Origin of the sequence: Bradyrhizobium sp. SZCCHNR1053 (genome assembly GCF_032381235.1) — a bacterium.
GTDB lineage: Bacteria > Pseudomonadota > Alphaproteobacteria > Rhizobiales > Xanthobacteraceae > Bradyrhizobium.
This window is the reverse complement of sequence record NZ_JAUHJM010000022.1, coordinates 15,272-41,449: the sequence shown is the minus strand read 5'-3', so window position 1 is coordinate 41,449 and position 26,178 is coordinate 15,272. Positions and strand designations below refer to the sequence as shown.

The 26,178-nt window shown below is 65.8% G+C and carries 27 protein-coding genes and 2 pseudogenes; 9 read left to right on the top strand and 20 right to left on the bottom strand.

The window, feature by feature from the left end:
* Positions 1-328: 328 nt before the first annotated feature.
* Positions 329-1,984, bottom strand: coding sequence for a fumarate hydratase (locus QX051_RS29235; RefSeq protein WP_315738752.1), 1,656 nt, complete (start codon positions 1,982-1,984; stop codon positions 329-331).
* A 235-nt stretch (positions 1,985-2,219) separates the two neighbouring features.
* Here QX051_RS29235 and QX051_RS29230 point away from each other — a divergent pair, with 235 nt between their 5' ends.
* The 4 genes from QX051_RS29230 (at position 2,220) to QX051_RS29215 (ending at position 4,336) form a co-directional block, all read left to right on the top strand.
* Positions 2,220-2,897: an alpha/beta hydrolase gene (locus QX051_RS29230; RefSeq protein WP_315738753.1), complete on the top strand. Its 678-nt coding sequence runs from the start codon at positions 2,220-2,222 to the stop codon at positions 2,895-2,897.
* A gap of 109 nt (positions 2,898-3,006) precedes the next feature.
* Positions 3,007-3,330, top strand: a complete 324-nt coding sequence (locus tag QX051_RS29225) for a Kazal-type serine protease inhibitor domain-containing protein (RefSeq protein ID WP_315778486.1) — start codon at positions 3,007-3,009, stop codon at positions 3,328-3,330.
* 139 nt (positions 3,331-3,469) lie between these two features.
* Positions 3,470-3,949, top strand: a complete 480-nt coding sequence (locus tag QX051_RS29220; RefSeq protein WP_315778485.1) for a hypothetical protein — start codon at positions 3,470-3,472, stop codon at positions 3,947-3,949.
* 162 nt (positions 3,950-4,111) lie between these two features.
* Positions 4,112-4,336, top strand: coding sequence for a hypothetical protein (locus tag QX051_RS29215; RefSeq protein ID WP_315738755.1), 225 nt, complete (start codon positions 4,112-4,114; stop codon positions 4,334-4,336).
* Between the two features lie 42 nt (positions 4,337-4,378).
* Here the strand turns inward: QX051_RS29215 and QX051_RS29210 are convergent, their stop codons facing one another.
* From QX051_RS29210 to flgB, 12 genes and pseudogenes are all read right to left on the bottom strand, one after another.
* The gene (locus QX051_RS29210) at positions 4,379-4,819 is read right to left on the bottom strand and encodes an SRPBCC domain-containing protein (RefSeq protein WP_315756547.1); all 441 of its coding nucleotides are present in this window, start codon (positions 4,817-4,819) and stop codon (positions 4,379-4,381) included.
* Positions 4,819-5,145 (bottom strand): metalloregulator ArsR/SmtB family transcription factor, encoded by a 327-nt coding sequence (locus QX051_RS29205; protein WP_315756586.1) that lies wholly within the window; start codon positions 5,143-5,145, stop codon positions 4,819-4,821. The genes QX051_RS29210 and QX051_RS29205 overlap by 1 nt, the downstream gene beginning before the upstream one ends.
* 59 nt (positions 5,146-5,204) lie before the next feature.
* Complete coding sequence (locus QX051_RS29200; RefSeq protein ID WP_315778484.1) at positions 5,205-5,909, bottom strand: glutathione S-transferase; 705 nt, start codon at positions 5,907-5,909, stop codon at positions 5,205-5,207.
* A gap of 60 nt (positions 5,910-5,969) precedes the next feature.
* Positions 5,970-6,072, bottom strand: a pseudogene (locus tag QX051_RS29195) (lectin); the annotation flags it as partial.
* A 56-nt stretch (positions 6,073-6,128) separates the two neighbouring features.
* A complete protein-coding gene (locus tag QX051_RS29190) occupies positions 6,129-7,100 on the bottom strand; it encodes a Tim44 domain-containing protein (protein WP_315778488.1) in 972 nt (323 codons plus the stop codon).
* Between the two features lie 167 nt (positions 7,101-7,267).
* The gene (gene cckA, locus QX051_RS29185) at positions 7,268-9,835 is read right to left on the bottom strand and encodes a cell cycle histidine kinase CckA (protein WP_315778483.1); all 2,568 of its coding nucleotides are present in this window, start codon (positions 9,833-9,835) and stop codon (positions 7,268-7,270) included.
* Positions 9,836-9,990: 155 nt separating this feature from the next.
* On the bottom strand, positions 9,991-11,070 hold the full coding sequence (gene flhB / locus QX051_RS29180; protein ID WP_315738759.1) for a flagellar biosynthesis protein FlhB: 1,080 nt from the start codon (positions 11,068-11,070) through the stop codon (positions 9,991-9,993).
* Positions 11,071-11,082: 12 nt separating this feature from the next.
* Complete coding sequence (gene fliR / locus QX051_RS29175) at positions 11,083-11,850, bottom strand: flagellar biosynthetic protein FliR (protein WP_315738760.1); 768 nt, start codon at positions 11,848-11,850, stop codon at positions 11,083-11,085.
* A 203-nt stretch (positions 11,851-12,053) separates the two neighbouring features.
* The gene (gene fliQ, locus QX051_RS29170) at positions 12,054-12,317 is read right to left on the bottom strand and encodes a flagellar biosynthesis protein FliQ (protein WP_008965881.1); all 264 of its coding nucleotides are present in this window, start codon (positions 12,315-12,317) and stop codon (positions 12,054-12,056) included.
* Positions 12,318-12,424: 107 nt separating this feature from the next.
* A complete protein-coding gene (gene fliE / locus QX051_RS29165) occupies positions 12,425-12,781 on the bottom strand; it encodes a flagellar hook-basal body complex protein FliE (protein WP_315738761.1) in 357 nt (118 codons plus the stop codon).
* Between the two features lie 16 nt (positions 12,782-12,797).
* On the bottom strand, positions 12,798-13,223 hold the full coding sequence (gene flgC, locus QX051_RS29160) for a flagellar basal body rod protein FlgC (protein WP_315716023.1): 426 nt from the start codon (positions 13,221-13,223) through the stop codon (positions 12,798-12,800).
* Positions 13,224-13,252: 29 nt separating this feature from the next.
* Positions 13,253-13,660: a flagellar basal body rod protein FlgB gene (gene flgB, locus QX051_RS29155; RefSeq protein ID WP_315756551.1), complete on the bottom strand. Its 408-nt coding sequence runs from the start codon at positions 13,658-13,660 to the stop codon at positions 13,253-13,255.
* Between the two features lie 356 nt (positions 13,661-14,016).
* Between flgB and QX051_RS29150 the strand changes: the two genes are divergently transcribed.
* Together QX051_RS29150 and fliP are read left to right on the top strand one after the other, a co-directional pair.
* The gene (locus QX051_RS29150; protein ID WP_315738764.1) at positions 14,017-15,081 is read left to right on the top strand and encodes a flagellar biosynthetic protein FliO; all 1,065 of its coding nucleotides are present in this window, start codon (positions 14,017-14,019) and stop codon (positions 15,079-15,081) included.
* A complete protein-coding gene (gene fliP, locus QX051_RS29145; RefSeq protein ID WP_315738765.1) occupies positions 15,078-15,830 on the top strand; it encodes a flagellar type III secretion system pore protein FliP in 753 nt (250 codons plus the stop codon). Before QX051_RS29150 ends, fliP begins: the two co-directional genes overlap by 4 nt.
* A gap of 64 nt (positions 15,831-15,894) precedes the next feature.
* Here the strand turns inward: fliP and QX051_RS29140 are convergent, their stop codons facing one another.
* Positions 15,895-16,557: a cation transporter gene (locus QX051_RS29140; protein WP_315778482.1), complete on the bottom strand. Its 663-nt coding sequence runs from the start codon at positions 16,555-16,557 to the stop codon at positions 15,895-15,897.
* A 66-nt stretch (positions 16,558-16,623) separates the two neighbouring features.
* Between QX051_RS29140 and QX051_RS29135 the strand changes: the two genes are divergently transcribed.
* Positions 16,624-17,031, top strand: coding sequence for a helix-turn-helix domain-containing protein (locus QX051_RS29135; RefSeq protein ID WP_315778481.1), 408 nt, complete (start codon positions 16,624-16,626; stop codon positions 17,029-17,031).
* Positions 17,032-17,117: 86 nt separating this feature from the next.
* Here QX051_RS29135 and QX051_RS29130 read toward each other — a convergent pair.
* The 6 genes and pseudogenes from QX051_RS29130 to fliL all read right to left on the bottom strand — a co-directional run bounded on the left by QX051_RS29130 (position 17,118) and on the right by fliL (position 24,216).
* Positions 17,118-17,353, bottom strand: a pseudogene (locus tag QX051_RS29130) (hypothetical protein).
* A 40-nt stretch (positions 17,354-17,393) separates the two neighbouring features.
* Entirely contained in the window at positions 17,394-21,152 is a 3,759-nt protein-coding gene (locus tag QX051_RS29125) for a tetratricopeptide repeat protein (RefSeq protein ID WP_315778480.1), read from the bottom strand.
* A gap of 103 nt (positions 21,153-21,255) precedes the next feature.
* Positions 21,256-22,026, bottom strand: a complete 771-nt coding sequence (locus QX051_RS29120; RefSeq protein ID WP_315778479.1) for a flagellar protein FlbB — start codon at positions 22,024-22,026, stop codon at positions 21,256-21,258.
* Complete coding sequence (locus QX051_RS29115) at positions 22,023-22,502, bottom strand: DUF6468 domain-containing protein (protein WP_315716016.1); 480 nt, start codon at positions 22,500-22,502, stop codon at positions 22,023-22,025. The genes QX051_RS29120 and QX051_RS29115 overlap by 4 nt, the downstream gene beginning before the upstream one ends.
* Positions 22,499-23,701 carry a flagellar motor switch protein FliM gene (gene fliM / locus QX051_RS29110; RefSeq protein ID WP_315738772.1) on the bottom strand — a complete coding sequence of 401 codons (1,203 nt, stop codon included), beginning with the start codon at positions 23,699-23,701 and terminating at the stop codon, positions 22,499-22,501. The genes QX051_RS29115 and fliM overlap by 4 nt, the downstream gene beginning before the upstream one ends.
* 20 nt (positions 23,702-23,721) lie before the next feature.
* Positions 23,722-24,216: a flagellar basal body-associated protein FliL gene (gene fliL / locus QX051_RS29105; RefSeq protein WP_315738773.1), complete on the bottom strand. Its 495-nt coding sequence runs from the start codon at positions 24,214-24,216 to the stop codon at positions 23,722-23,724.
* Positions 24,217-24,593: 377 nt separating this feature from the next.
* On the opposite strand from fliL, the gene flgF reads away from it, so the two are divergent.
* Positions 24,594-25,358 (top strand): flagellar basal-body rod protein FlgF, encoded by a 765-nt coding sequence (flgF, locus tag QX051_RS29100; RefSeq protein WP_315778478.1) that lies wholly within the window; start codon positions 24,594-24,596, stop codon positions 25,356-25,358.
* Between the two features lie 22 nt (positions 25,359-25,380).
* Positions 25,381-26,169 carry a flagellar basal-body rod protein FlgG gene (gene flgG, locus QX051_RS29095; protein WP_315756560.1) on the top strand — a complete coding sequence of 263 codons (789 nt, stop codon included), beginning with the start codon at positions 25,381-25,383 and terminating at the stop codon, positions 26,167-26,169.
* Positions 26,170-26,178: the final 9 nt, after the last annotated feature.

Here is a 26,178-nt window from a genome sequence, read left to right as displayed (position 1 = left end):
AGCAGTGATCGAATAGTGTCAGGGATCAGCCCGGTCCAAAATGTCAGGGATCAACCCGGTCGGTCAGGGCGCTGAACGCTATGGGCGCGCATACACATCAACCACCAAACTATCGAGAGAGCGAGGTCGCATCTCGCTGCGTTTCCTCGCCCATCAGATAGAGCGCGACTCGTGGACCCCCACCCCTCCCCGCAAGGGGGAGGGGAGCGCACCGTCGGCGTGCGAATTCGGTTGCCACGCTACGCACTCGGGCGAGATGGGCCTCCCCCATACACCAACGGCCGGGATCGCTCCCGGCCGCCGCAACAAACATCACGCCCGCCTCACCTCAGCCGAGGTTCAGCTCCTTGAAGAAGTCGTTGCCCTTGTCGTCGATGATGATGAAGGCGGGGAAGTCGACGACCTCGATGCGCCAGATGGCTTCCATGCCCAGCTCGGGATATTCGACGACCTCGACCTTCTTGATGCAGTGCTCGGCGAGGTTCGCCGCCGCGCCGCCGATCGAGCCGAGATAGAAGCCGCCGTGCTTCTTGCAGGCCTCGCGCACCGCCGGCGCGCGGTTGCCCTTGGCGACCATCACCATCGAGCCGCCGGCCGCCTGGAACTGGTCAACGAAGGAATCCATGCGGCCCGCGGTGGTCGGGCCGAACGCGCCGGAGGCATAGCCGTCCGGAGTCTTGGCCGGACCGGCGTAATACACCGGATGGTTCTTGAAGTAGTCCGGCAGCGGCTCGCCACGGTCGAGGCGCTCGCGCAGCTTGGCATGCGCCGCGTCACGCGCGACGATCATGGTGCCGGTCAGCGACAACCGGGTCTTGATCGGGTTCTTCGACAGAGTGGCGAGGATGTCCTTCATCGGCTGGTTGAGGTCGATCTTGACGACCTCGCCGCCGAGCGCCTGCTCGACCTCCGGCAAATACTGCGCCGGATGATGCTCGAGCTCCTCGAGATAGACGCCGTCCTTGGTGATCTTGCCGAGCACCTGGCGGTCGGCCGAGCAGGACACGCCGAGACCGATCGGCAAGCTCGCGCCGTGACGCGGCATGCGGATGACGCGGACGTCGTGGCAGAAATACTTGCCGCCGAACTGCGCGCCGACGCCGAGCGACTGCGTCATCTTGTGGATTTCCTGCTCCATCTCGAGATCGCGGAAGGCGTTGCCGTCCGGGGAGCCCTGCGTCGGCAGCGCGTCGAGATAACGGGCGGAGGCGAGCTTCACCGTCTTCATGCACAATTCAGCCGAGGTGCCGCCGATCACGATCGCTAAATGATAAGGCGGGCACGCGGCGGTGCCGAGCGTCAGGATCTTCTCCTTCAGGAACGCCAGCAGCCGGTCCTTGGTCAGCACCGACGGCGTCGCCTGGAACAGGAAGCTCTTGTTGGCCGAGCCGCCGCCCTTGGCCATGAACATGAACTTGTAGGCGTCCTCGCCCTCGGCGTAGATCTCAGTCTGCGCCGGCATGTTGTTGGCGGTGTTCTTCTCTTCATACATCGACAGCGGCGCGACCTGCGAGTAGCGCAGGTTCCGGCGCAAGTATGCGTCGCGCGCGCCTTGGCTCAGCGCGGCCTCGTCGTCACCGTCGGTGATGACGTTGCAGCCCTTCTTGCCCATGATGATCGCGGTGCCGGTATCCTGGCACATCGGCAGCACGCCGCCGGCGGAGATGTTGGCATTCTTCAGGAAGTCGAGCGCGACGAACTTGTCGTTCGGGCTGGCCTCCGGATCCTCCAGGATGCTGCGCAGCTGCTTCAGATGGCCGGGGCGCAGGAAGTGGTTGATCTCGCCGAACGCGGCCTCGGACAGCGTCCGCAACGCGTCGCGCGACACCACCAGCATGTCGCGGCCCAAGACCTTCTCGACCCGCACGCCCTCGGCCGTGATCTTCTTGTAGGGCGTGGTGTCCGGCCCGAGCGGAAACAGCGGCGTGTGCTTGTAGGGCGGGACGGGCTTGGACTGGTCGGGGAAAGCGGTGGGCGCGTTCATGGAAGACTCGTGGGTTGAAGGGCCGGAAAACGCCTGTCCGAGGCACCCGGCGATAGAGCCGTTCTAAGCCCTTTTTGGGGAAAAGAAAGCTGCCGGACTGCGGATGGCGCCCATGCGGCTGGTCCGCAGCGGGGGGTGGTCCAGCGAGCCCAGGCGGGGGGCTTGACAAGGCTGATAGCCTGCAAGGCGAGAGCTGATCGAGACACGCTTCGACATCACATCGCGGAGGATCACCATGGCGACTTTTGTCCTCATTCCCGGCGGCTGGCGCGGCGGCTGGTGGTATGCCCCGCTCGCGGCGCGTCTCTGCCAGGCCGGTCATGCAGCCCATGCGATCACCCTGAGCGGGCTCGAGGAGACGCCTGCCCCGGGCGCGCGCATCAACCTCGAGACGCATATCGCTGACGTGCTGGAGTTGTTGGCGGTCAAAGATCTCTCAGGTGTCATCCTCTGCGCGCACAGCTATGGCGGCATGGTGGCCTCGGGAGTCGCGGATCGCGCGCCGGAGCGGCTTGCCGCGCTGATCTACCTGGATGCGTTCGCGCCGGACGATGGTCAGGCCTGGTGGGACCTTGCCGGGGACGACTATCGACGGCTGGTGATCGCGCAGGCCGGACATGACGGGCTCACGGTGCTGCCGCGGGACGGTGTCGATCCCCGGTGCCGGCCGCATCCGCTCGGCACTTTCGTGCAGCGGCTTCGTCTGACGCGCCCTCATCCCGAGCTGCCGCGCGTCTTCGTCTACGCGACCGGATGGAGCGCGACACCGTTTACGGCGCAGTACGAGCGTCTGCGCAGTGATCCCGCCTGGACCGTGCGCACCGTCGCCTGCGCCCACGACGTGGTGAACTTGGCGCCTGATGAAACGTTCGAGGTGCTGATCGAGACAGCCCGGCAGATCGCCTCGGCGTGAAGCCGCCGCGGTTCGACGCCGTCACGAGCGAACGGCGAAATGAATTGAACCAGGGCAGCACCCTGCTAAACCTAAAGCTGTTGATCCATCCATTTGCGCCTGAGGTATCATGAAAAAGGGTCTGTTCTTTGCAATCACTTTCGCCCTAAGCCTCGCGACCATGCTCCCCGGCAGCGCCGGTGCGGTCGGTCCAGGTTATTTGTGCGGCGGCCTTAACGGCAACACCTGCAATTTCGGCCTGTTCTGCGACCTCCCGGTCGACCATTGTGGCCAGGGGTTCGTCCTAAGGGGCGTTTGCCGGGTGAAGCCGCGGGCCTGCCCTCGCATCTACAGGCCGGTCTGCGGCTGCAATTACCAAACCTATAATAGCGACTGTCAACGCCTGGCCGCCGGCGTAGAGCTGATGCGTCAGGGCCGCTGCTTATTCCAATAGACCGATCGCGCCGCTTTCGCCGACATCTGACTGCGTCTCCCGACTCGTGTCACACGCACGATGATCTTGTGCGGAGGCGGAGCATCGGCGCTTGCGTGATCTCCTCGCGCCGGGTTCAATGGCGCGGGGAGAATTCGAAATGCGTTCGTATCATTGCTCATTCGGCCGGGCGGCCCTGTTTGCCATCGTGTTTGCTCTGGGCGCGGCTCTGCTGCCGCAGCCCGCGCGCGCCGATCGCTGTGACGACCTCGCCAAGGAATTGAAGAACGGCATCGACGGCATCAAGATCGGACAGACCGCGGCGGGCACGGTCTATCTCGCCCATCCCAAGGCGCGCGAGCTCACGCTCGGCTGCTCGTCTAAGAACTTCAGCAATCAATTGTTCGGAAAAACCGACCGCAAGCCGCCGCCGGCCTTCATCGACCTGATGGCGAGCGCGGCGGCGATCGTGTTCACCTTGCCGAAGGACGACATGCAGCGCCGCGTCACACGCTGTTACCGCCGGCTCGGGATCTTCCGCGGCGACGACGTCGCCAGCCGCTACCGCCGGCTCGACATGCGCTGCGCCCGGACCAAGACCGAGTCCTCGATCACGATCAGCCGCAGCAAGGACCAATAGGCCGGGGTGACGCGATAGTCCTGTCGTTTCTGCGCCGGCGGCAGCGACCCGTTCACTATTCGCCGCGCCACCGACAGTTGCAGACAATTCGAGCGATCTGGTTGACGAAGTTTTCGTCAGGGATGGCCACGCTCATCGCAACACCAAGCGAGGAGCTGGACCATGTCCGTTTCGAGCGTTTCGTCGTCATCGCCGCCGCCCTCACCGCCGCCGGTCTCGACCGAGACGACCAAGCCGCAGACCCAAGACACGCAGACCCGGAATCAGACGCAGCAGAGCCAGGCCTTCAAGCCCGACAAGACCGGCGACGAAGCGGCCGCTGAAAAGCAGGCCTCCCGTCCGCCGCTGCCGCCCGGCCAGGGCACGCGCGTCGACATTCTCGCCTGACGATCCCACACCCTCAGGCCAACTTCGTATAGCGGCGGCGCCTCAGGCATCCGCCGCTATACGTGTGATGGCATCGCCGATCCGACTCCACCCCTGTCCCATGATGTCGAACTGAAACTTGTTGCCCGGGAAGACGAAGCCGTCATGGACCATCCGCAGATGCGTGCCGCCCTCGACCGGCGTCAACGTCCAGGTCACGACGCTGTCGAGCCGTAAGCCGTAGGCCGGGTTGGAGTCCGAACCGCCCTTCCAGGAATAGCTGAGCAGATGCGGCGGCTCACAGGCGAGCACCTCGCAGTGAACGACGCCATCCCAGTCGCCCACCGGCTTGGTGCGGAAGGTGAAGCGATGCCCGGTGGCCGCGACGAAGTCGTTCGGCATCAACCATTTCGCGATCAGGTCGCTCGTGGTCAGCGTGCGCCAGATCTTGTCGGGCGAATGGGGCAGATGCTTCTCCACCACGATCGCATGCGTCTCACCCATCACTCGGTCTCCTTCAACAGTGCCTCGAGGCCGGCAATACGCTCATGCCAGAATGCGCGGTAATGACCGAGCCAGTCGACCAGCGGCGCCAGCCCCTTTGGCGCGACGCTATAATAGTTGTGGCGGCCGTCGCGCCGTTCGCTGACCAGCCCGGCGTCGCGCAGCGCCTTGAGATGCTGTGAGATCGCCGGCTGCGACACGCGCGAGCCCTGCACCAGGCCGGTGGCCGCCACCTCCCCCTCTCGCGCGATGCGCTCGAACACGGCCCGCCGCGTCGGGTCGGCAAGCGTCTTCATGACGGATGTCAGCTGGGCTTCGACGATCATGCCAGATGTATAAGCAAATGCTTATACATCGTCAAGCGCGGCGCCGCAGGGCTTCGCCTTCACGCATCCAGCGCCTTGTAGTGGCGGAAGATGCCGTCCTCGTTGAAGGCGATGCGGCGCTCGCTGGCGAGATAGGCTGAGATGTTCGGTCTGCTGGCGACGCGGTCATGCAGCGCGACGAGGCTCGGGATGTTGCGCTCGAACGCCATCATGCGCTTCGGGAACGCGTAGCGCAGGCCGGCGACGATCTGGAACAGCGACAGGTCGACATAAGTGAGCCTGCGCCCGGTGACGTAGGCGCCACCGCTTTTCGACAGGAGCTGCTCGAAATAGCCGAGGAATTTCGGCACCCGCTCGCCCCAGAATTCGGCGGTGCGCTTCCTGGCCGGCGCACGCTGGTCCTCGTAGTACAGCGTCGGCCCCAGCGGATGATGCGTGTCGTGGATCTCGACGACGAAGTCGGTCACGGTGAGCTGCAATTGATGCACCCAGAGCTGGCCGGCTTCGGCCTTGGGCGCAAGGCCATGGCGGCTGCCGAGAAACAGCAGGATGTTGGCGGTCTGGCCGATGACGCGGCGGCCCGCTCTCAGGAACGGTGGCGCGAAGGGCGGCGTGTCGCTGTCCGCCTCCATCATCGCCGTCATCGCACCGATGCCGTCCTCGCGCGCGACGTCGCGATAGGCGGCGCCCGCCTCCTCCAGCGCGAGACGCACATATTCGCCGCGGCCCTGGATCATGGGCCAGTAGTAGAGCTCGTAACGCATGGGCCATCCTCGCAGTGATGCGCCCACACGTTCGGCTCGGACGACGCAACGGACGCGGTGTTAGTTCGCCGCGAAGCAGTATAGCAGCCCGTCGCCGCCCGTGCGCTTCAGATCGGCCTGGGAACAGCCGCCATCGGGCCCGCGAGAGATGGGAATTGTTCCACAAGCAAAGGCGCCGCGGATTGCTCCGCGGCGCCTGATGAGGGTCTCAAGTCAGGCTCAGCTGACCTGCTGGATTCCCGATAGCTGCCAATCGGCGCCGGCGTGGCGCAGGAAGGTCCAGATCTCGGTGACCTCCTGCGGTTGGTCGGAGCCGTCGACCACCCGGCCCGAGGCGCGCTCGATGGTCTTGTCGGCCAAAGTGAAGCGCATCGCGACCGTGGCGTAGTCCGCGCCATTCTCGCGCCAGGCTTCGGCGAGGTCACCCTGCAGCAGCTTCACGGCGCTGACCTTGTTGACCACGCCGCGGGCCTGGTTCTGCTCGAGATCGCGCTCGAAATACGAGGCCATCTCCGGCGTCGACAGCAGCCGCAGGCGGCCGACATCCTCGTTCGACCAGGCGGACTGGATCTCGCCGAGCAGCCGCTCGAACGCCTCGTAGTCGGCCGGCAGGATCTGCAGCGGCGGCGTGTTGCTGCCACCGCCGAAGCCACCGAAACCACCAAGGCCGCTCAGGCCCGAGCGGAGGCTCGGCTGGCCGTCGGTGGGCGACGGCGCCGGGCCGGCGGCATAGGCCGGCTGGTTGCGGCGCTGCCACCAGGCCATCGCCATGCGCACCAGGAACACCACCAGCAGGACCTGGAGGATCAGGCCGATGATCGAGGCGAAGCCGCCGAGGCCGGAGAAGAGCCCGCCGCCGAACAGCATGCCGAACAGGCCGGCACCGAGGAAGCCGGCAGCGAGGCCGCCGAGCAGGCCACCCGCGCGGCCACCGAACAGCCCGCCACGCGCGGGCGCGGCCGTGTTGAAGCCGCCGGGCTGGCCCGGCTGGGTGATGGTGCGGTTGAACTGCGACGCCGATCCTGGCGCGGTCGAGGTGGGAGGTGGCGCGGAGAAGGTGCGCGTGCCGCGGGAGCCCGAGCTGGAGCCGCCGCCGATCCGGGCGTCGGCCGCCGAGACGGCGAGCACCGTCGGCAGCGCCAGTGAAAGGGCCACGGCCATCGCCTTGAGGAGGCCGCTTTTGCGCTGCATGAAGCTCATCTGTGTTTCCCATAACTCCCCGGAATGGGGATGCCTGTAAGATGGGCACAACCGGCGAAAAGGGAAGGCGGCACGAGGCCGCGCGGCTGCGGCGCTGGGTCGCGGGATGAAGGCGCTCGGCCGCCTTGCCAAGGAACTTCCCAAGGAACTGCGGTAACCTATTGCGGCGCCATGGTTTCCTTGACCGCCGCCACGAGCTGGCTGAGCGTGAAGGGCTTCGGCAGGAACGCGAACTGCTGGTTCTCCGGCAGGCTCTTCTCGAACGCATCCTCGGCATAGCCCGAGACGAAGATGATCTTGATCTCCGGATTGCGCTCGCGCATCGCTTTAAGCAGCGTCGGCCCGTCCATCTCCGGCATCACCACGTCGGACACCACGAGATCGAGCGCGCCATCGCACTCCTCCAGCGCCTCCATCGCCTCGACGCCATTCGACGCCTCGATGACGCTATAGCCGCGCGAGCGCAGGCCGCGCGCGTTCAGCGCCCGCAGGCCCTCCTCGTCCTCGACCAGCAGGATGGTGCCCTGCCCGGTCAGGTCGGCGCGCGGCTTCGACGCTTCCGCTGCGGCCGGCTCCTTGGCGGCGCCGTTGACCGCGTGCGGCTCGGTCTGGACCTCCGGAACGACGATGTGCCGCGGCAGGAAGATCTGGAACGAGGTCCCCTTGCCGACCTCGCTGTCGACATAGATGAAGCCGCCGGTCTGCTTGATGATGCCGTAAACGGTCGACAGGCCGAGGCCGGTGCCCTTGCCAACCTCCTTGGTCGAGAAGAACGGCTCGAAGATCTTTTCGCGGATCTCGGCCGGAATGCCGGTGCCGGTGTCGCTGATGTCGATGCGGACGTAGTCGGCGACCGGCATGCCCTTGTAGGCCGCCTGCGCGACCTCGTCGGCCGAGACGTTGGCGGTGCGGACCGAGAGCTTGCCGCCGTCGGGCATCGCATCGCGGGCGTTGACCGCGAGGTTGACGACCACCTGCTCGAACTGCGAGACGTCGACCTTGACCGGCCACAGGTCGCGGCCGTGCACGAGGTCGAGCTTGACCTTCTCGCCGATCAGCCGGCGCAGCAGCATGGTGAGGTCCGACAGCGCATCGCCGAGATCGAGCACCTGCGGCCGCAAGGTCTGGCGGCGCGAGAACGCCAGCAGCTGCCGCACCAGCGTCGCGGCGCGGGTGGCGTTCTGCTTGATCTGCATGATGTCCTGGAACGACGGATCGGTCGGCTTGTGCGCGTTCAGCAGGAAGTCGTTGGCCATCATGATGGCCGAGAGCACGTTGTTGAAGTCGTGGGCGATGCCGCCGGCGAGCTGGCCGACCATCTCCATCTTCTGCGACTGGTTGATCTGGTTCTCCAGCGCGCGGCGCTCGGTGGTCTCGAGCAGATAGACGATCGCGGCTTCGGTCTCGCGCTCGTCCTCGTCGACGGCGGTGACGAAGAACTGGCCGAAGCGCTCCTTCGCGCCCTCCAGCATCACCTCGACCGGCGGAATGTCCGCCTGCCCTTCCGAGGCCTGGTTGATCGCCGCGATCAGGAGATGCCGGTCGCGCTGGCTGACGGTGCGGAAGATCGATTTCGCCGCGGCCACGTCGCCGCTGACGCTCTGCGCCAGCTTGGCATAGCGCGCATTGGCCCTGACGACGGCGCCGCCGCGGTCGACGGTCGCGATCGCCATCGGCGTGTGGTCGAAGAAGCGCATGAAGCGCACCTCGGCGGCGCGCTCCGGATCGGAGCGCTCGTCGCGGGCGCGGCTGATGACCAGGGTGCGCGACGACCCGGGCTTGCCGTCGGCGCCGAAGGCGAGCTTGTGATAGAGCCGCGCCGGCATGGTCTTGCCGCCGCGCATCTTCAGGTCGATGTCGAACACCTCGGTGCGGACCTCGCCGGGCACCGCCACGATCGAACTCAGCAAGGACGCGCCGTCGCCGGAGACGACGTCGGCGAGCTTCAGCCCGCCCGAGCCGATCTCGGCGAGATCGTAGTCGAGCCAGTTGGCGAGCGTGGCATTGACGTAGACGAGGCTGCCTTCCGGATTGACCGAGAAGAAGCCGCACGGCGCGTGGTCGAGATATTCGATCGCATGCTGCAGCTCCTGGAACACGTCCTCCTGGCGCTCGCGATCCCTGGTGATGTCGGCGATCGACCACACCGCGTAGCGGGCATGGCGCTTGGTCTGGCCGAGCGGGCGCACGCGCATCCGCAGCCAGCGCCCCTGCGCGCCTTCGGCCGCAGTGATGCGTACCTCCTCCTGCTGCCGCTTGCCCTCGCGCGCCGCCTTGAGCAGGCGGAACACCGCTTCGGAGACATCGGGATTGCCGATGAAGACACGCTCGACGGGACGCGCTTCCTGCGCGGTCGCCGCTCCCGTCATGTTGAGATAGGCAGCGTTGGCGTAGACGACATGGCCGCGCGGATCGGTCACCGCGAGGCCATCGAAGGCGTGATCGGCGATCGCGCCCATCACCGGATCGTCGGTCGCCTTGTCGGCGAAGCGGACGATGCCGGCGGCGAACGCGAACAGATTGAACAGGCCGACGGTGGCAAGCAGCGACAGCAGCCCGAGAATGTAGGGCTGCGCCTGGGCGCGGCCGATCGTCATCAACGCGATCGCGACCGCGACGAGACCGAACGCCACCAGCAGGATCAGCAGAATGCTGCCGCTGCGGCGCGGCCGCTCCGGCAGGCCCACCTGATCCTGTAACCCATCGTTGTCGGAATCGGCGCTCATGGCTCGGGGACGCGACCTGTCGGCTGGGAGCCCCAGCCCGTTCGCGCGGCTCCCCCTTCCACCTGCCTGAATCGACGGGTCAAGCGCAAGCCCGTCAAGCCGATATTCCATGATTTATCCGTATTTTGCGGTCCGTCCGGGGACCGAATCGGTTGTCATCGCGGGCGCCCCGAGAGGTTGCGCCGCAGCCCCATCACGTAGCCGATGATCTCAGCGACGGCGTGATAATGTTCCACCGGGATCTCCTCGTCGATCTCGACCGTGGCGTAGAGCGCGCGCGCCAGCGGCACGTTCTCGACGATCGGGATGTCGTGCGCCTTGGCGACCTCCCGGATCTTGAAGGCGATGTTGTCGACGCCCTTGGCGACGCAGACCGGGGCCGACATGCCGCGCTCGTAGGACAGCGCGACCGAGTAGTGGGTCGGGTTGGTGATGATCACGGAGGCCTTTGGAACCGCAGCCATCATGCGCTTCTTCATGCGCTGCTGCCGGATCTGCCGGATGCGTCCCTTGACGTGCGGGTCGCCTTCCGACTGCTTGAACTCCTCCTTCATCTCCTGCACCGACATCTTCTGCCGCTCGTACCATTGCCGATACTGGAACAGGTAGTCGCCGATCGCGACCAGGGCGAGCAGCGCGACCACCGAGCCCATCAGATGCGTGGTCAGCGACATCGTGACGCCGAGCAGCTCGCTGACGTCCATGTGCAGCAGCGATTCGAGGCGCAGCCGCTCCGGCCACAGGATCATGACCATGACCGTGCCGAGCAGCACGAGCTTGAAGAGACCCTTGGCGAAGTTGGCCGCGGCCTGCTTGCCGAACAGGCGTTTGGCGCCGGCCAAGGGCGAGATCTTGCTCAGGCTCGGCTTCATCGGCTCGCCCGACCAGACCAGGCGATGCTGCATCATGTTGCCGGCGATCGCCGCCAGCATCACCATCAGGATCGGCACGCCGATCGCCGCGATCACGGCGAACGACAGGCTGCGCGCCAGCGCCAGCAGGCCGGCGCCGTCGGTGTGGATCATCCAGGAATTGGCGATCAGGTTGCGCATCGGCACCAGCACCGCGGTGCCGATCGAGCCCGAGAAGGTCGACATCACCAAGGTCGCGGAGGCGATTACGAACCAGGTGTTGAGCTCCTGACTCTTGACGACGTCGCCGCGCTCGAGCGCCTGGTCCAGCCGCTTTTGCGTCGGGTCTTCTGTTTTGTCTTCGGAATCGGCCTCATCGGACATCGATCGGCCCCCTCACCGCGGCATCATCTCGTGCATGACGCCTTCGAAATAGCCGAGAAACGTTCCCATCATCGCGGTCAGGACCAGCGCGAAGATCAGGAAGCCGATCAGGATCGAGAGCGGCGCACCGACGAAATAGACCTGCATCTGCGGCATCAGCCGCGCCAGCACGCCGAGCCCGATGTTGAAGACCAGTCCGAACACCAGGAACGGCGCCGATAATTGCAGGCCGATCTTGAACGCCGTGGCAAAGGCCTTGGTCGCCAGCGAGGCGACGTCGCCGCTCGGGATCAATTCGCCCGGCGCGAAGATCTTGTAGCTGTCGCTGAGCGCCGCGATCACCAGGTGATGGCTGTCGGTCGAGAACAGCAGGGTCACGCCGAGCATGGTGAGGAAGTTGCCGATCAGGACGCCCTGCTGGCCCTGCGTCGGATCGACCGCGGTGACGAAACCGAGCCCCATCTGCTGCGCGATCACGGAGCCCGCGACCTGCAGCGCCGACAGCGTCACCCGCGCCGTTGCGCCGAGCACGATGCCGATCACGATCTCGTGCACCATCATCACCAGGAGCGGCGACAACGCCTGCAGGTCGACCTGATAGGCCTGACGGTGCAGCGGCAGCACGATCATCGTGAGCAGCAGCGCGGTCGCGAGCTTGATGCGGACGGGGATGTTGACCTCGCCGAGGCCCGGCAGCAGCATCACCATCGCACCGACGCGCGCGAAGGCCAGCATGAACACGGCGGCCAGCGCCGGAAGGAAGGAAATATCGATGCGCATCGTCCGCCGTCACGGCCCTTTCGACCGCATGCTGGTGCGGCACGACGGTCTTTGAAGAGACAGCCTGCGACGAGACAGCTTGCGAAGAGTTGGCCCGAAAGGCCGCCAGCTCACGGCCGAAAGCAGCAGCGCCCCCCGCACTGCTCCTCGCGACCGCTCGCAGCGCCCTCACGCAGGCTAGCCCTGCTGCCCCGGACATTGCCTCATCCGCCGATGATTCGCGACGAGATCCGCATCATGTGCGAATGCAGGGCATCGGCCATGAACGGCAGCGCCAGCAGCAGCGTCACGAAGATCGCAATGATCTTCGGCACGAACACCAGAGTCTGCTCCTGGATCTGCGTCAGCGCCTGAAACAGGGAGACGACCACGCCGACGACGAGGCCGACCACCATCAGCGGCGAGGAGACCAGCACGATGGTCCAGATCGCATCGCGCGCCACATCGAGCGTTTCAGCTCCCGTCATGTCCTGTCGTTCCTCACTGTCGATCGGTTCCGGTCCGGCACCCGCCTCATCGCGCATCGCGCGCAGTCGCGGCAGACGGCAAATCCCTGATTCGTTACGAGCTGCGCCTAGATCGTCATCTTCATCACGTCTTCATAGGCCTGGATCACGCGGTCGCGCACCGACACCAGCGTCGATACCGCGACATCGGTTTCGGCGACCGCCGTGACGACATCCATGACGTTCGCCTTGCCCGCGGCCATCGCGACCGCCTGACTGTCCGACTTGCGTCCGGCCTCCATCACGCTGCCGATCGCATCCTTCAGCACCGCGCTGAATGACGGACCACCCTTGTCGGCGCCGTTGCCGCTGCCTAGCACGTCGCGCACGCGCCCGAGGCTGCCGAAGGCACCACTCGAGCCGCCGGCGTCGAGCACGCGGGCGGAATTCGCATAGGCATTAGCTGCGGAGATTGGGGAGGCCATGACTTTCGTTCCTGTCCTAGGTCTTCAGAATGTCGAGTGTGCGTTGGATCATGCGGCGCGTGGCGCCGATGATGTTCAAATTCGCCTCGTAGGACCGCTGTGCATCGCGCATGTCGGTCATCTCGATGAGCGGATTGACGTTGGGGTACTTGACATTGCCGGACGCGTCCGCGGCCGGGTTACTGGGGTCGTATTTGACGCGGAACGACGATTGATCGGGCACCACCTTGCCGAGTGCCACCACCTTGGCGTCAAGCGCACGGTCGAGCGCCGAGGTGAATGTCGGGACCTTGCGGCGATACGGATCGCCACCCGCTTTGGCGGCGGTCGAATCGGCATTGGCGATGTTCTCGGAAATGACGCGCATACGCCCCGCCTGCGCACGCAGGCCGGAGGTCGCAATGCTCATCGAGCGCAGGAAATCGCTGGAGTCGTTTGCCATGCTTGTCGGTCTCCGTCCTCAACTCCGGCTCAGGCCTTGCCGATCGCCGTCTTCAACAGATGCAGGCTCTTGCCGTACAACGAGGTTGCCGCGGCATAGTCCATCTGGTTGGCGGAGACCTTCAGCATCTCCTCTTCGAGGCTCACCGCGTTGCCGGCGGGCCTCGTCTGAAATCCGGCCTTGCGGTTCTGGTCGAAGCTCGCGCTCTCGCCCGACGACGGTGCGATGTGCGCGGTGCTGGTCCGGGTCAGCGACAGCGGCGCAAAGCCGCCGACCGCCTGGCCGGTTGAATCGAACTTCGGCTCAACCAGATCCTTCGGCTTGAAGTTGGGCGTATCCGAATTGGACACGTTCTCCGACAGCACGCGCTGGCGCTCCTGGTGCCATTGCATCTTGGTCCGCAACGCCGACAACACGGGGAGATCGTTGATGGACATGGCGCTGCTCGGTTATGTCCGGCTACCGGACGGTTTGGGTAGGTAGAAATTGCCGTGCATATGGTTAACAAGGAGTTAAGAAACGGTGCGATGCCCACCGGGACATTCCCGGGGTTTTGACGATTTCTTAGGAAAGTGCCGGGGTCCCAGCCGACCGATGCATCATTACGGGACGGCGCGGCTCGCCAAGAAGTCGTTTTGGCCCGGCCGATTCATGGGTTATTAAGAGGCCGAGCGGCAGTTCCTGCCGTCATGCGTTAACAGGTTGGTTCCGGTTCTGAAGCTCCGTTCGCTGCCGGCGATGCGTTGGACAGACGAGAGACTTCGAAAGGACGCGGTATTTGCCGGGGACAGAGATGCAGGCACTGACGTTCTTTTTTGCATTCGTGGCGGTGCTGGCTCTGATCGGCCTCGCCGCGTGGCTGGTCCGTCGATTCGCGGGCAATCGTCTCGGCACCAACCCGAATCGCGGCCGCATGCCCCGGCTTGCCGTAATCGATGCCGCCGCCGTCGATGGCCGCCGCCGTCTCGTGCTCGTGCGCCGTGACAACATAGAGCATCTTTTGATGATCGGCGGGCCGACCGACATCGTGGTCGAATCCAACATCGTGCGCGCCATGCCGGCGCGCGAGCAATTGCCGCAGCGGCCGGGCATCAATGAAGAGCGGCCGGCGGCGCGCATCGCGCCGCTGCCGGATGCGCCGTCCTGGGCCGACAACGAGCCGAAGACCGAGGCCGCCGAGCATGCCGAGCCGCAGATGCCGGAGCCGCCGCAGCGCCCGATGCGGCCGTCGTTCATCGATGAGGTTCGCCGCACGGGGCCGGCTGCTGCTGAGCGGCGTGAGCCGGCACCGGCATTCCCGCCGGAATCACCGCTCCCTCCGCGCCGTCCCGATCCCCGCCAGGACCTCCGGGCAGACGTCCGTGGAGAGACGCGCGGCGGCGACGAAGCCCGCCTGGAGCCGCGCCCCGAGCGGGCGCCCCGCGGTGAACCGGTGATGCCGCGCCCGCTGCGCCCCGCCGAGCCGCAACGGCCGGCAGAGGCGCCGCGCCCCTCCGAGGGGCCCCGGCTGCCGCCGGTGCGGAGCGCTGAACGCGCAGCCGAGCGCGTCGAACGCGTGGCGGCGCCGCCGCTGCCGCCGATTGCGCAGATGCCACCGCCACCGCCCCCGCCGCCGGTTGCGCCGCCGCCCGCAGCGGCCGATCAGAGCGCCGAAGCCAATCTGGCCGAGATGGCGCAACGGCTCGAGGCCGCGCTGCGGCGTCCATCGGCCGATCCGTCGGCTGCTCCAGCCTCGGGTCCCCGGGCGGCCGCACGCAGCGAGCCGGCTCCGGCGCAAGCCGCGCCGGTCAAGACCAGCTTCGAGAATCTGGAGGACGAGATGGCCTCGCTGCTCGGACGTCCGAAGTCGTCTCAGTGAGATCGCTGCTTCCCCCGCGTAGAGTTGTCTTCATCGCTGTTCTGACTGCCGCCGGTTTACTGGCGGGACGTGCTGCTGCACAGGACATCAGCATCAATCTCGGCGCTGGCGGTGGCGGCGTCACCGAACGCGCGGTCCAACTGATCGCGCTGCTCACGGTGCTGTCGATCGCGCCGTCGATCCTGATCATGATGACGTCGTTCACGCGCATCGTGGTCGTGCTGTCGCTGCTACGCACGGCGATGGGCACTGCGACCGCCCCGCCCAACTCGGTCATCATCGCGCTCGCGATGTTCCTGACCGCGTTCGTGATGGGGCCGGTGTTGCAGAAATCCTATGAGGACGGCATCCGGCCGCTGGTCGAGAACCAGATCGGCGTCGAGGACGCGCTGCAGCGCGCCTCGGTGCCGCTGCGCGGCTTCATGCAGAAGAACGTGCGTGAGAAGGACCTGAAGCTGTTCATGGACCTCTCCGGCGAGCCGCCGCCGGCGACGCCCGACGACCTGTCGCTGCGCATCCTGGTGCCGGCCTTCATGATCTCCGAGCTCAAGCGCGCCTTCGAGATCGGTTTCCTGCTGTTCCTGCCGTTCCTGATCATCGACCTCGTGGTCGCCTCGGTCTTGATGTCGATGGGCATGATGATGCTGCCGCCGGTCGTGGTGTCGCTGCCGTTCAAGCTGATCTTCTTCGTGCTGGTCGACGGCTGGTCGCTGGTCGCCGGCAGCCTGGTGCAGAGCTACGGCGGGTAGGTTTCACCTGTCATGATGAGCGAGAGGCAGTAGGTTCGTGTCTCCCATTGACGCGTACCCTCGATCAGTTCGCCCGGATTGGGCTTGCGACGGGGCGCGATGTGGAGGAGCCGCGCAACTCGACGCGAGCTCGCTGTATGATGTGCCAGCCACCGCTCAAACCAAGCGCGGCCATGATCGCCGCCACAATGAGATCCGGCCACGCCGTGCCGGTGCCGAACACACCGGCTGCGGCCGCGAGCACGGCGAGGTTGCCGAGCGCATCGTTCCGGGAGCAGATCCAGACTGACCTCATATTCGCGTCGCCGACGCGGAAACGGTAGAGCATGACGGCCACGCCTGCATTGGCGACAAGAGCGAGCATGCCGACGACCCCCATCGTCCTCGCCTCCGGGAGGGTGCCTGCAATTGCGTGCCAGACAGTGGAGGCAAGGACAAGGACGCCAAGCAGGACGAGCGACCAGCCCTTCAGAAGGGCGGCGCGTGCTCGCCAGGTCAACGCGAGTCCCGCCACTCCGAGGCTGATCGCATAGTTGGCCGTATCACCGAGGAAGTCGATTGCGTCCGCCTGCAGCGAGGCCGACCCGGCCGCCACGCCTGCTGCGATCTCGGCCAAAAACATGGCTCCGTTGATGGCCAACGCAACCCAGAGCGCACGACGCCAGCGGGGGCTGTCCAGTTCCCTCGGAGGGGAAGACGAACAGCAGTCATCATGACAACCAGCCATATCGTCGCCTCTTACAAGATGATGCGACGTCCTATATGGACCCTGTAGCCACTACAGGGTCAAGCCATGTCACGACTGACCATCGGAGACCTCGCGAAGCGGACCGGTACCAAGGTCGAAACGATCCGGTATTATGAGCGGATCGGCCTGCTACCGGTTCCGGCGAGAACCGAGGGCAACTACCGAACCTATGACAACGACCAACTCGGACGACTGAGCTTCATTCGGCGTGCCCGCGACTTGGGCTTCTCCATCGACCAAGTCCGTGACCTGCTGGATCTCGCCGATCAGCGAGACCGCTCGTGCGAAGCGGTTGACGTCATCGCCGGCCAACACTTGGCAGAGATCGAGCGCAAGATCGCAGACCTCGTGGCGCTGCGTGACGAACTTGCCGATGTCATAGGGCGCTGCAAGCACGGCACCGTTGCCGACTGCCGCATCATCGAAGCGCTTGCGCCGCATCGCTCTGACTGAACGAACAAGACAATTACCGATCCACTGGCTTCGCAAAGCAGTCTCGAACTTTCGTCTTGGCGCGCTTCGGACGGATTCAGAATCGCTCACCCCGCGACGTCGTACTGCTTGCTCAGCTCGTCGCCGATCTTCACCAGCATCGACACGCTCTCCGGATAGCCGGTGCGCGTCGCCGTGCCGGGATCGGCCTTGGCGCAGAGCTCCATTTGGTGCCCCAGCGGAGCACCGAGATCGCCATGCCGTCGGGACAACCGACCCGCGCCTTCAGCTCCGCCTTGGCCATCGCGATGAGCTCGGCTTCGGTCTTGGTCGGCTTCGTCATGTCGCCAGGTCCTCCTGGCTACACGCCTTGACGCACGACGTCATCGACCCGCGATCGCCTGCTTGACGCCCTGGATGCGCGGCAAGGCGCCGGTCGCCTCCGACGGGGCCTTCGCAGCATCCTTGCCGCCGTCCGGTCCTTTGCCGGTGGCATCCGGGAAGCGCGCCCGCATGTCGCGCAGGAAGCCGTCGAGCGTATCGACGCTCGACGCCATCTTCGCGATCTGCGCGAATTCGGCGCTGGAGCCGCTCGCCGGCTTGCTGGCGACGTCGAATGCGATCTTGTCGGCTTCGCCGGTCATCAGCGGCGCATATTTCTCGCGGAAGCGGGCGAGGCCGATGGCGTCGTCGGCGAGCGCATAGCCGACCACGGCGCGCAGGATGTCGCCGCGCTCCGCCGGATTGAGCGGGCGGAAATCGCGCCAGCGATCGCCGTAATAGAGCTCGATCTGCTCGGACGCCTCGCGCCAGCGCCGCGACGCCCAGTAGATGTCGGAGCGCAGCCGGATCGCCTCGCGGCCGCCGATGTTGCTGATGATGTCCAGTCCGAGGTCGTAACGCCCGATGTCGCTGTTGGCGCGGGCTTCCAGCAGCAGCCGCTGCTGGCGCAGCTCGCCCGCGAGATCGGCGATGCGCGTGGTGCGCAGCGCCTCAATGGCGCGTTCAGGCTTGCGGTTGGTGAGATAGACCATGGCGAGACGCGCGGCGACCTGGGCGCGCGCCGCGCCTTCGAGGCGGTGGTCGACCTGGTATTGCAGAAGCTCGGCGGCCTGATCGAGCAGATCGATGCCGACCAAGCGGTCGGCGAGCTTGCGGATCATCTCGTCGCCGCGGCGGCCGATCGGCGTCAGCTCGCGAAACCCGTAGAAGATGCTGAGCGCATCGACCGGCGGCAGCTCGTCGGCCTTGCCGTTCAAGAACAACTGCGAGAACAGGCGGGAGGCTGCATCCTGGGCCTGCCGCGCCAAATCGGAGTTGGGCATCAGGCGGGTGGCCTGACGCGCGGCCTCGAGCGAGTCCGCATAGCGCCCCGCCTCCTCGTAGAGCTGCGCCATCATCTGCAACGTCTGCACCTCGATGGCGTCGCCGCGCCAGATCGCCTGCAAGGTCTCCAGCTCCTTCAGCGCGTCCGGCGGCTTGATCTCGCCGCGCTTCTGCAGAAGCTTGATCTCCAGCAGCTTGGCCTCCGCGGCCGCAAGGCGGTCGTCGGAATTGACGGCGAAGCGATAGTCGTCGAGCGCATCCTTCTCCTGCGCCATCGCCTCGGCGAGCCGACCGCGCAGCACGGCGATGTCGGGCTTCATGTCCGCGGGCACGCCGATCACGTCGAGCTCGGCGCGCCGCTTGGCGGCGCCGGCGAAATCCTTGATCTCGAGCGCCGACTTCATCGCATCCGCGATCACGACGCGCTGCAGGTCGAGCGGCAGCGAGGCGATGGCGAACTCGACGTTCTTCAGCTTCTCGCGCGCGTCGGCAAACTTGCCCTGGCGGGCGAAGGCGAGGCCCTTCCACATCTGCGAATCGAAATTATTGCCGATCGACGGAGTGGCGAGATCCTTGAGTCCCTGGTCCGGCCGGCCCATCAGGATGCTCGCCACCGCGTGGATCATCAGCATGGCGGTCTCGTCGGTGCGCGGGTCGGCGTCGGAGATCATCAGATTGGTGACGCCGCGCGCTTCCGGATACATCGCTCGCGCCATGTAGAAGCGCGCCAGCGCCAGCCGCGTCTGCGCCCGCCGCTCCGGCTCGGCGTTCGCCGCGGCCTTGATCAGCAGATCCTCGCGCGGCACGAACGGCAGGGTCTGGTTCTGCTGCCATTCGTCGATGTCGAACATCGGCCGTACGGCGGTCGGCGCCCGCTCCGGCGAGAAGCCGATCGACGACAGGGTCAGCCCGCCCGGCCGGCCCAGGATCACCTTGTCGGGCGCGATCTCGACGGCGACGTCATCCGAATTCGGACGCACCGCGATGCCGTGGATCGAATCGAGCAGCGACAGGTCGACGAAATCCTGGCGCTTGATGAAGCCGCGGATCGGCGGCGGCGCCGTCACGACCAGCAGCGTGTCGCCGGCATCCGGGTCGGTCAGCCGGTGCAGCATGCCAGCTCCGGGATTGGCGAGCGGCACCATGACATTGGCGAGCGCGGGATCGGTGACGTTGCGCATCACCATCAGCGGCTGCTGATTGGTCAGGCCCTTGTCGGCGAATGACAGGGTCCAGCTGCGCCCGCCATCGTCGCTGCCGAGCGAATGCATCTGCGGGCGGTTGAGACGGATCCGGATCGCCTGCCCCTTGTCGAGCGGCATCCTGTTGACCTCGCCGATGATGGCGCCGCCCTTGGCGCGGATGGGCTCGACGTCGACGGGCTTGGTCGAATCGAACACCATCCATACCGTGTCGCCGCGGCGGAACAGCGCCGCCGGTGTGACCTGGCCGAAGCCGAAGGTGAGCCGCAGGCCCTCACTGTCGCGCAGGGCCTCCAGGGTGGCGGCTCCATTAGCTGCCTTCTCGGCCGGCTTGGTTTCGGCGGCCTTGGTTTCGGCAGACTTGATCTCGGCAGACTTGGTCTCGATAGGCTTGGCGGCTTCGGCTTTGCCCGCCTCCGACTTCATCGCCTCGGACTTCGCTGGCTCGGATTTGGCTGCTTCGGATTTGACAGCTTCAGGCGCAGCAGCTTCAGGCTTGGGGGCCTCGGGCGCGGCTTCGGCCTTCGCGGCGGCCGGCGCGGCAGCAGCCGCTGCCGACGGCGCAGGCTCGGCTGCGAGCTCGGTGGCTGGCGCCGCGACCGCAGGCTTGGTCTCCGTCTTCATCTCCTTGGCGATGGTGTCGGAGGTCGGCGGCACGATCTCGGGCTGCGCAGCCTGCTTCGGCTTGTCGCCATTGGGTTTGCTGCCGCTGGGCTTCTCGGCCGCGGCCGCCTTGGCGCCCGGCAGCGTGTCCGAGGAGACTGCGGAGACCTTCTTGTCCGGCTGCTGATAGGCGACGTCGATGTTGTAGTTCTTCTCCTCGCGGAAGGCGCGAACGTCGACCTCGCCGACCAGGCCGAGCTCGACGACGGTCCTGCTGCCGTCGATGCGCTGGTTGATCGCGGCGACGTTCGGCGGCGCGACGAGCTTGGCGTCGGCGAGATCGAAGGACAGCGGCGCGGTGAAGAACAGCGACAGCTTCTGGTCGTTGAGCACCGAGGAGATGCCGACACCGTCGGGGATCTCGAATACGAAGCGCACGAAGGTCGGCTGCACCAGCGCGCGCACGCGGATCGGCGGCCGCTTCTTCGATTCCGCCTCGGCGCGCTGCAGCCGCAGCGCCCGTTCGGCGGCGCGCGCTCGCTCGGCGAGCTCGCGCACGACCTCGGCCGGCAGCGGCGGCGGCGGGCCGGTCCAGCTGTCGGGCAACAGATCGATGAAGACGCGTTCGCCCGCGGTCATGGTGTTGACGCGGACCTTGCGCGACAGCGACAACCGCAGCGCCGAGCCGTCGGGGTCGCCGCGGGCCGACGAGATGTAGTCGGGCGCCGCGTCCACCCAGCGGTCGATCGGAACGGCGGCGGCGCGATCGAACCTGATCAGCAGAATCGAGCCGGCGGTGGTGACGTCGGCGTTGATGTCCTCGGAGAATTTCAGCACCAGCCGCGCATAGCCGTCCTGAGCCGACAGGCTCGCCTCGCCCGGCACCGGCGCAGCGCCTGCCGCGACCGTGGACAGCACCAGGCCGATGACGATGGCCGACAGCAGCGCAAGGCCAGCGCGCGCCCGTGCGCGGGCCTTCGACCGCAATCCAATGGGAGTCGTGCGCGCCATGGTCACAAGCTTCCGGTTCGACATCCGCAACTTGACGGATACGCCTGCCCCGCCACGCCGGAAATCTAGGTGTCGGCGTTTAAGGGCGCATTAAACATGCGGCTCAATTGCTCTTCACGGGCACGATCTTGCCTTCGATCTTCGGCAGCTCGGCGCTGGTCTCGGGCCTGTCGGCGCCGGCCCGGCGCGCCAGCTCGACGGTGAGCCGTTCGGCCGCCTCCGGCGTCATCAGTCCGAGAATGTCGGACATCTTGCGTGGCGCGATCTGCGAGGCGATCTCGATCAGCACCGACATGTCGAGCCGGTCGAACACCTTGGCGGCATCCTTCGGCTTCATGCCCTCGTACATCGTGACGATGCTCTTGAAGCGGGCGTTGTCGGCCTCGGTCTTGGCGGCCTGCGCGCCGGAAATGCGGCCCTCGATCGCCTTCATCTCCTCAGTCTTGGATTGGATGCGCTGCTCGGCGGCGCGCAACAGGCTCTCGCGGATGTCGATCTCTCGCGCGCGCGCGTCGAGCTCCTGGCGACGCGACTGCAGCCGCTCGAGGATCGCCTTCTCCGCTGGCGACACCTGCTGCTGGTTCTCCTCCGGCTTGATCACGACGCCCTCGGGCTTGGTGTCCGGAGCGGCGGGCTTGGGCGCCTCCTCCTTCTTCTCCTTCGGTGCGCCGTGCGTGGAGCCGGTGACGATGTCATTGTCCTCGCGGCCCGGATAGCCCAGGTTCTCCTGGGCCCAGGACCGCTTGGTCGGGTGAGGGTCATAGTCGAAAACGTAGCCGCCATCGATCACGAGGCCGGCCACCTTCAGGACCGCAAGGCAGACCACCGCGATCAGGACGACGGGAATGACGCGGATGTTACGAAACGCATTCATGCGGCAAGGCCACCAGTCCTTCGACGTTCGGAGAATGCCTGGGCCGCGGCGGCAACCGCCTTGGCACCGGAGACGCGCACCGGCTCGGTCGTGATCGCCGGCACCGGCGCAGGCGCCGGCTCGGGCGCGGCTTCAGGCGAGGTGATGGGTCGCGCGGCACTGGCGATGCGCGACAGCCGGCGCACCACGCCGTCGCTCTCGGCGAGCTGCTTGCGCAACTGGTCGGACATCTGCGTCGCGGCGGCGAGCTGATTGCCGAGATTGTCGTTGACGTCGCGCACGGCGAGCTTGAGGCCGCCGATCGCCCGCTCGGCGATCTCGGTCGCGGTGATCAGCTCCGCGATCACGGCTTTGAGCGAATGCTCATCCGCCTTCAACCGCTTCAGCCTGGAATTCAGCAGCATGCAATAGCCGATGGTCAGCACCAATAGGACCGCCACCAGGCTTTCGATGATCAATCCGAGGGAGTGGTTCATTGGGCCTCCATCAACTTGTTCTGGCCTTCGGAGCCTTCGAACATCGCAAGGGTCGTATTCGGCTTGCGCAAATTCTTGGTGACACGGATCGCGACGCGGTCGCCGACCCGGCCCATCCGCCCCTCCGTCAGCATGGTGCTGCCGCAGCGGACCGCGACCAGCGCATCGGGACGGATGTCGAGCGGCAGGGTGTCGCCGACCTTCAGCTTCATGAGCTGCTTCAGCGGCACGTCGGCCTCGTAGAGCACGGCGTCGACGGCGATCTCGGCCTTGGTGATCTCGGTGGCGAAGTGGCCTTCCCAAACGGGATCGCGGCCGAACTTCTCACCCATGAACATCTGCAACAGCACCGGCCGGATCGGCTCGATCGTCGCATAGGGCAGCAGCAGCTCGATGTTGCCGCCGCGATCTTCCATGTCGATCCGCAGCTTCACCAGAATCGCGGCGTTGGCGGGCCGGCTGATCGCGGCGAAACGCGGATTGGTCTCGAGCCGGTCGATGGTGAAGCGCACCGGCGACAACGGCCGGAACGCCTGCTCGGCATCGCTCAGCACCACCTCGATCAGGCGCTTGACCAGGTTGGTCTCGATCGTCGTGTAGGGGCGGCCCTCGACGCGGAGCTGGGTGTTGCCGCGGCGGCCGCCGAGCAGCACGTCGATGATCGAATAGATCAGGGTCGAGTCGACGGTGGCGAGCCCGAAATTCTCCCACTCCTCCGCCTTGAACACGCTGAGCACGGCCGGCAGCGGGATCGAGTTCATGTAGTCGCCGAAGCGCACCGAGGTGATGCGGTCGAGCGAAACTTCGACGTTGTCGGAGGTGAAGTTGCGCAAGGACGTCGTCATCAGCCGCACCAGGCGGTCGAAGACGATTTCGAGCATCGGCAGACGCTCGTAGGAAACCATCGCCGAATCGATGATGGCGCGAATGCCGGAATGGTCGTCCAGGCTGACCTCGCCGGCGGTGAAGCCGAGGAGATTGTCGATCTCCTCCTGCGACAGCACCCGCTCGCCGCCGTTCTTGGTGGCGCCGAAATCGCGGCTGCCGTCCTCGACCATCGCGGCCCATTGCAGGGCCATCGATTCGGTGAGTTCATTGGCTGCTGCGGCTTCCGCGGCCTCTGTGGGATCCTCCGAGTCGAGCGAGGCTTCCCATTGCGCGGCTATCGCATCTTGGTCGACTTGATCGTTGCCCGCCATGATCGTTGAGCTTCTTTGCCTTACTGGACCACGATTTCCTTGAACAACACCGCGTTGACCTGGTTCGGCGCCAGCGCGACGTTGACCCGCTTGGTGAGCTCCTCCTTGAGCCTGAACAGGCCCGCCGAGCCGTTGAGGTCGCTCGGCCGGAGCTCGCGCAGATAGGTCTGGAAGATGTCGGTGACGCGCGGCAGCGTCGGCTTGATCGTCTCGACCTGCTTTTCCTCCTTCACCTCCAGCACGATCTTCACTTTCAGATATTGGACGCGGTCACCGGGATTGCCGACCAGGTTGACGAGAAGGTCCGGCACCTCGACGAAGGCCGGCGGCTTCGGCGGCGGCGCCGCCTCGGCGTGATGCTCGTCGTTCTTGTGGCTGAAGAAGAAGAAATAGGCCGCACCACCGACGCCGAGCAGCGCCAGCGCGCCGACGACCATGATGATCAGCTTGAGCTTGCTCTTCGGCGAGCCTGCTTGCTCCTCGCCTTCGCCTGCTCCGGCGTCGTTCTCGGCCATGGCTTTCGGATCCTTCCGGAAAATCGAGCCGATGCCGCCAGAAAGCTTAATGACGCGAAACCAACGCTCCCAGCGCATCTGCGCTTTGTTGAGGGAACGCTACGGTAACAATGGTTAACGGAAGCTTTCTTTTGCCGAGGCGGTGGGAAAATCTTGCCGGGCAATTATGGTTAGCGAGACGTTATTGCCGGGCGTTCTGAACCCGGGCTTAAATCCAAATCGTTGATTTATCGATAGATTCGGAGTTGGCACGGCTTTCGCTGTACCCCTTGCGAACCCGCCGGCTTGGGAGAGCCGAACGGTTCGTTGAAGACCCGATCGAGACCGCCTTGGGAGAGGTGCCGCGAACGGGATTCGTTAAAAGGGGAGATCGACCGGTGGAGAATGCGCTTCTCATCGGATTGTCGCGGCAGATGGTGCTGGAGCGGCAGCTCGACGTCGTTGCCAACAACGTCGCCAACGTCAACACCAACGGCTTCAAGGCCGATCAGCAGCTGTTCGAGGAGTATCTCTCCTCCGGCGCGCATGAAGACAATTTTCCGGGCGCCGCCCGCAGGGTGTCCTATGTCCAGGACCGCGGCACCTATCGCGACTTCTCGCAGGGCTCGATGCAGCGCACCGGCAACGCGCTCGACGTCGCCGTCACGGGCGACGGCTTCCTGACGGTGCAGACCGCGGCCGGCGAGCGCTACACCCGCGACGGCAACCTGCACATGAACAATCTCGGCCAGCTCGTCACCTCCGCCGGTGACCTGGTGCTCGGCACCGGCGGTCCGATCGTGTTTCAGCCGACCGACCACGACATCAACATCTCGCCCGACGGCACCGTGACGGTGGTCGAGGGCGTCAACCGCACCGACTCGATCCGCGGCAAGCTGCGCATCGTCAACTTCGCCGATCCGCAGGCCGCGCAGAAGCAAGGCAACAACCTCTACGCCGCCGCCGCCGGCGCCATCCCGCAGCAGGACACCAAGTCGACCATCCAGCAGGGCTACATCGAGAAGTCGAACGTCAGCGCGGTCGGCGAGATGAGCAAGATGGTCGAAGTGATGCGCGCCTACACCCAGGTCGCCAACATGCTGCAGGTCCAGAGCGACCTGCGCAAGAACGCGATCGAGAAACTCGCCGACGTTCCGGCCTGACAGATCTTGAAGGAGACGTGACATGCAGGCGCTTCACACCGCTGCGACCGGAATGGCGGCACAGGAACTCAACGTTCAGGTGATCTCCAACAACATCGCCAACCTCCGCACCACCGGCTTCAAGAAGCAGACGGTGGCGTTCCAGGACCTGATCTACGAGCACATGCGCCGCGTCGGCGCGCAGTCGTCGGACCAGGGCACGATCCTCCCCGTCGGCATCGACATCGGCGGCGGCGTCAAGACCGTCGGCACGCCGCGCTCGATGACGCAAGGCACGCTGTCGCAGACCGGCAACGATCTCGACCTCGCGATCTCGGGCGAGGGCTTCTTCAAGATCCTGATGCCCGACGGCACCTTCCAATACACCCGCGACGGCACCTTCCAGATGGACAATCAGGGCCGCATCGTCACCGCGCAGGGCAACCCGGTGCAGCCGACGATCACGATCCCGCAGAACGCCTCGGGCATCACCGTCAACGCGCAGGGCCAGGTCTCGGTGACGCTGCCGGGCTCGACCACCTCGAACATCATCGGCCAGCTCCAGGTCACGCGTTTCATCAACAAGGCCGGCCTGCAGCCGGTCGGCAACAACCAGTTCACCGACACGCCGTCGTCAGGCGCACCGCAGGACGGCGTCGCCAACCAGGATGGCCTCGGCAGCATCACCCAGGGCAGCCTGGAGCAGGCCAACGTCGATGTCGTCAGCGAGATGAGCGAGCTGATCGCCGCCCAGCGCGCCTATGAGATGAACGCCAAGGTCATTTCGGCCGCCGACCAGATGCTGCAATCGACCACTGCGCTGTTCCGCTGAGGTTCGAAG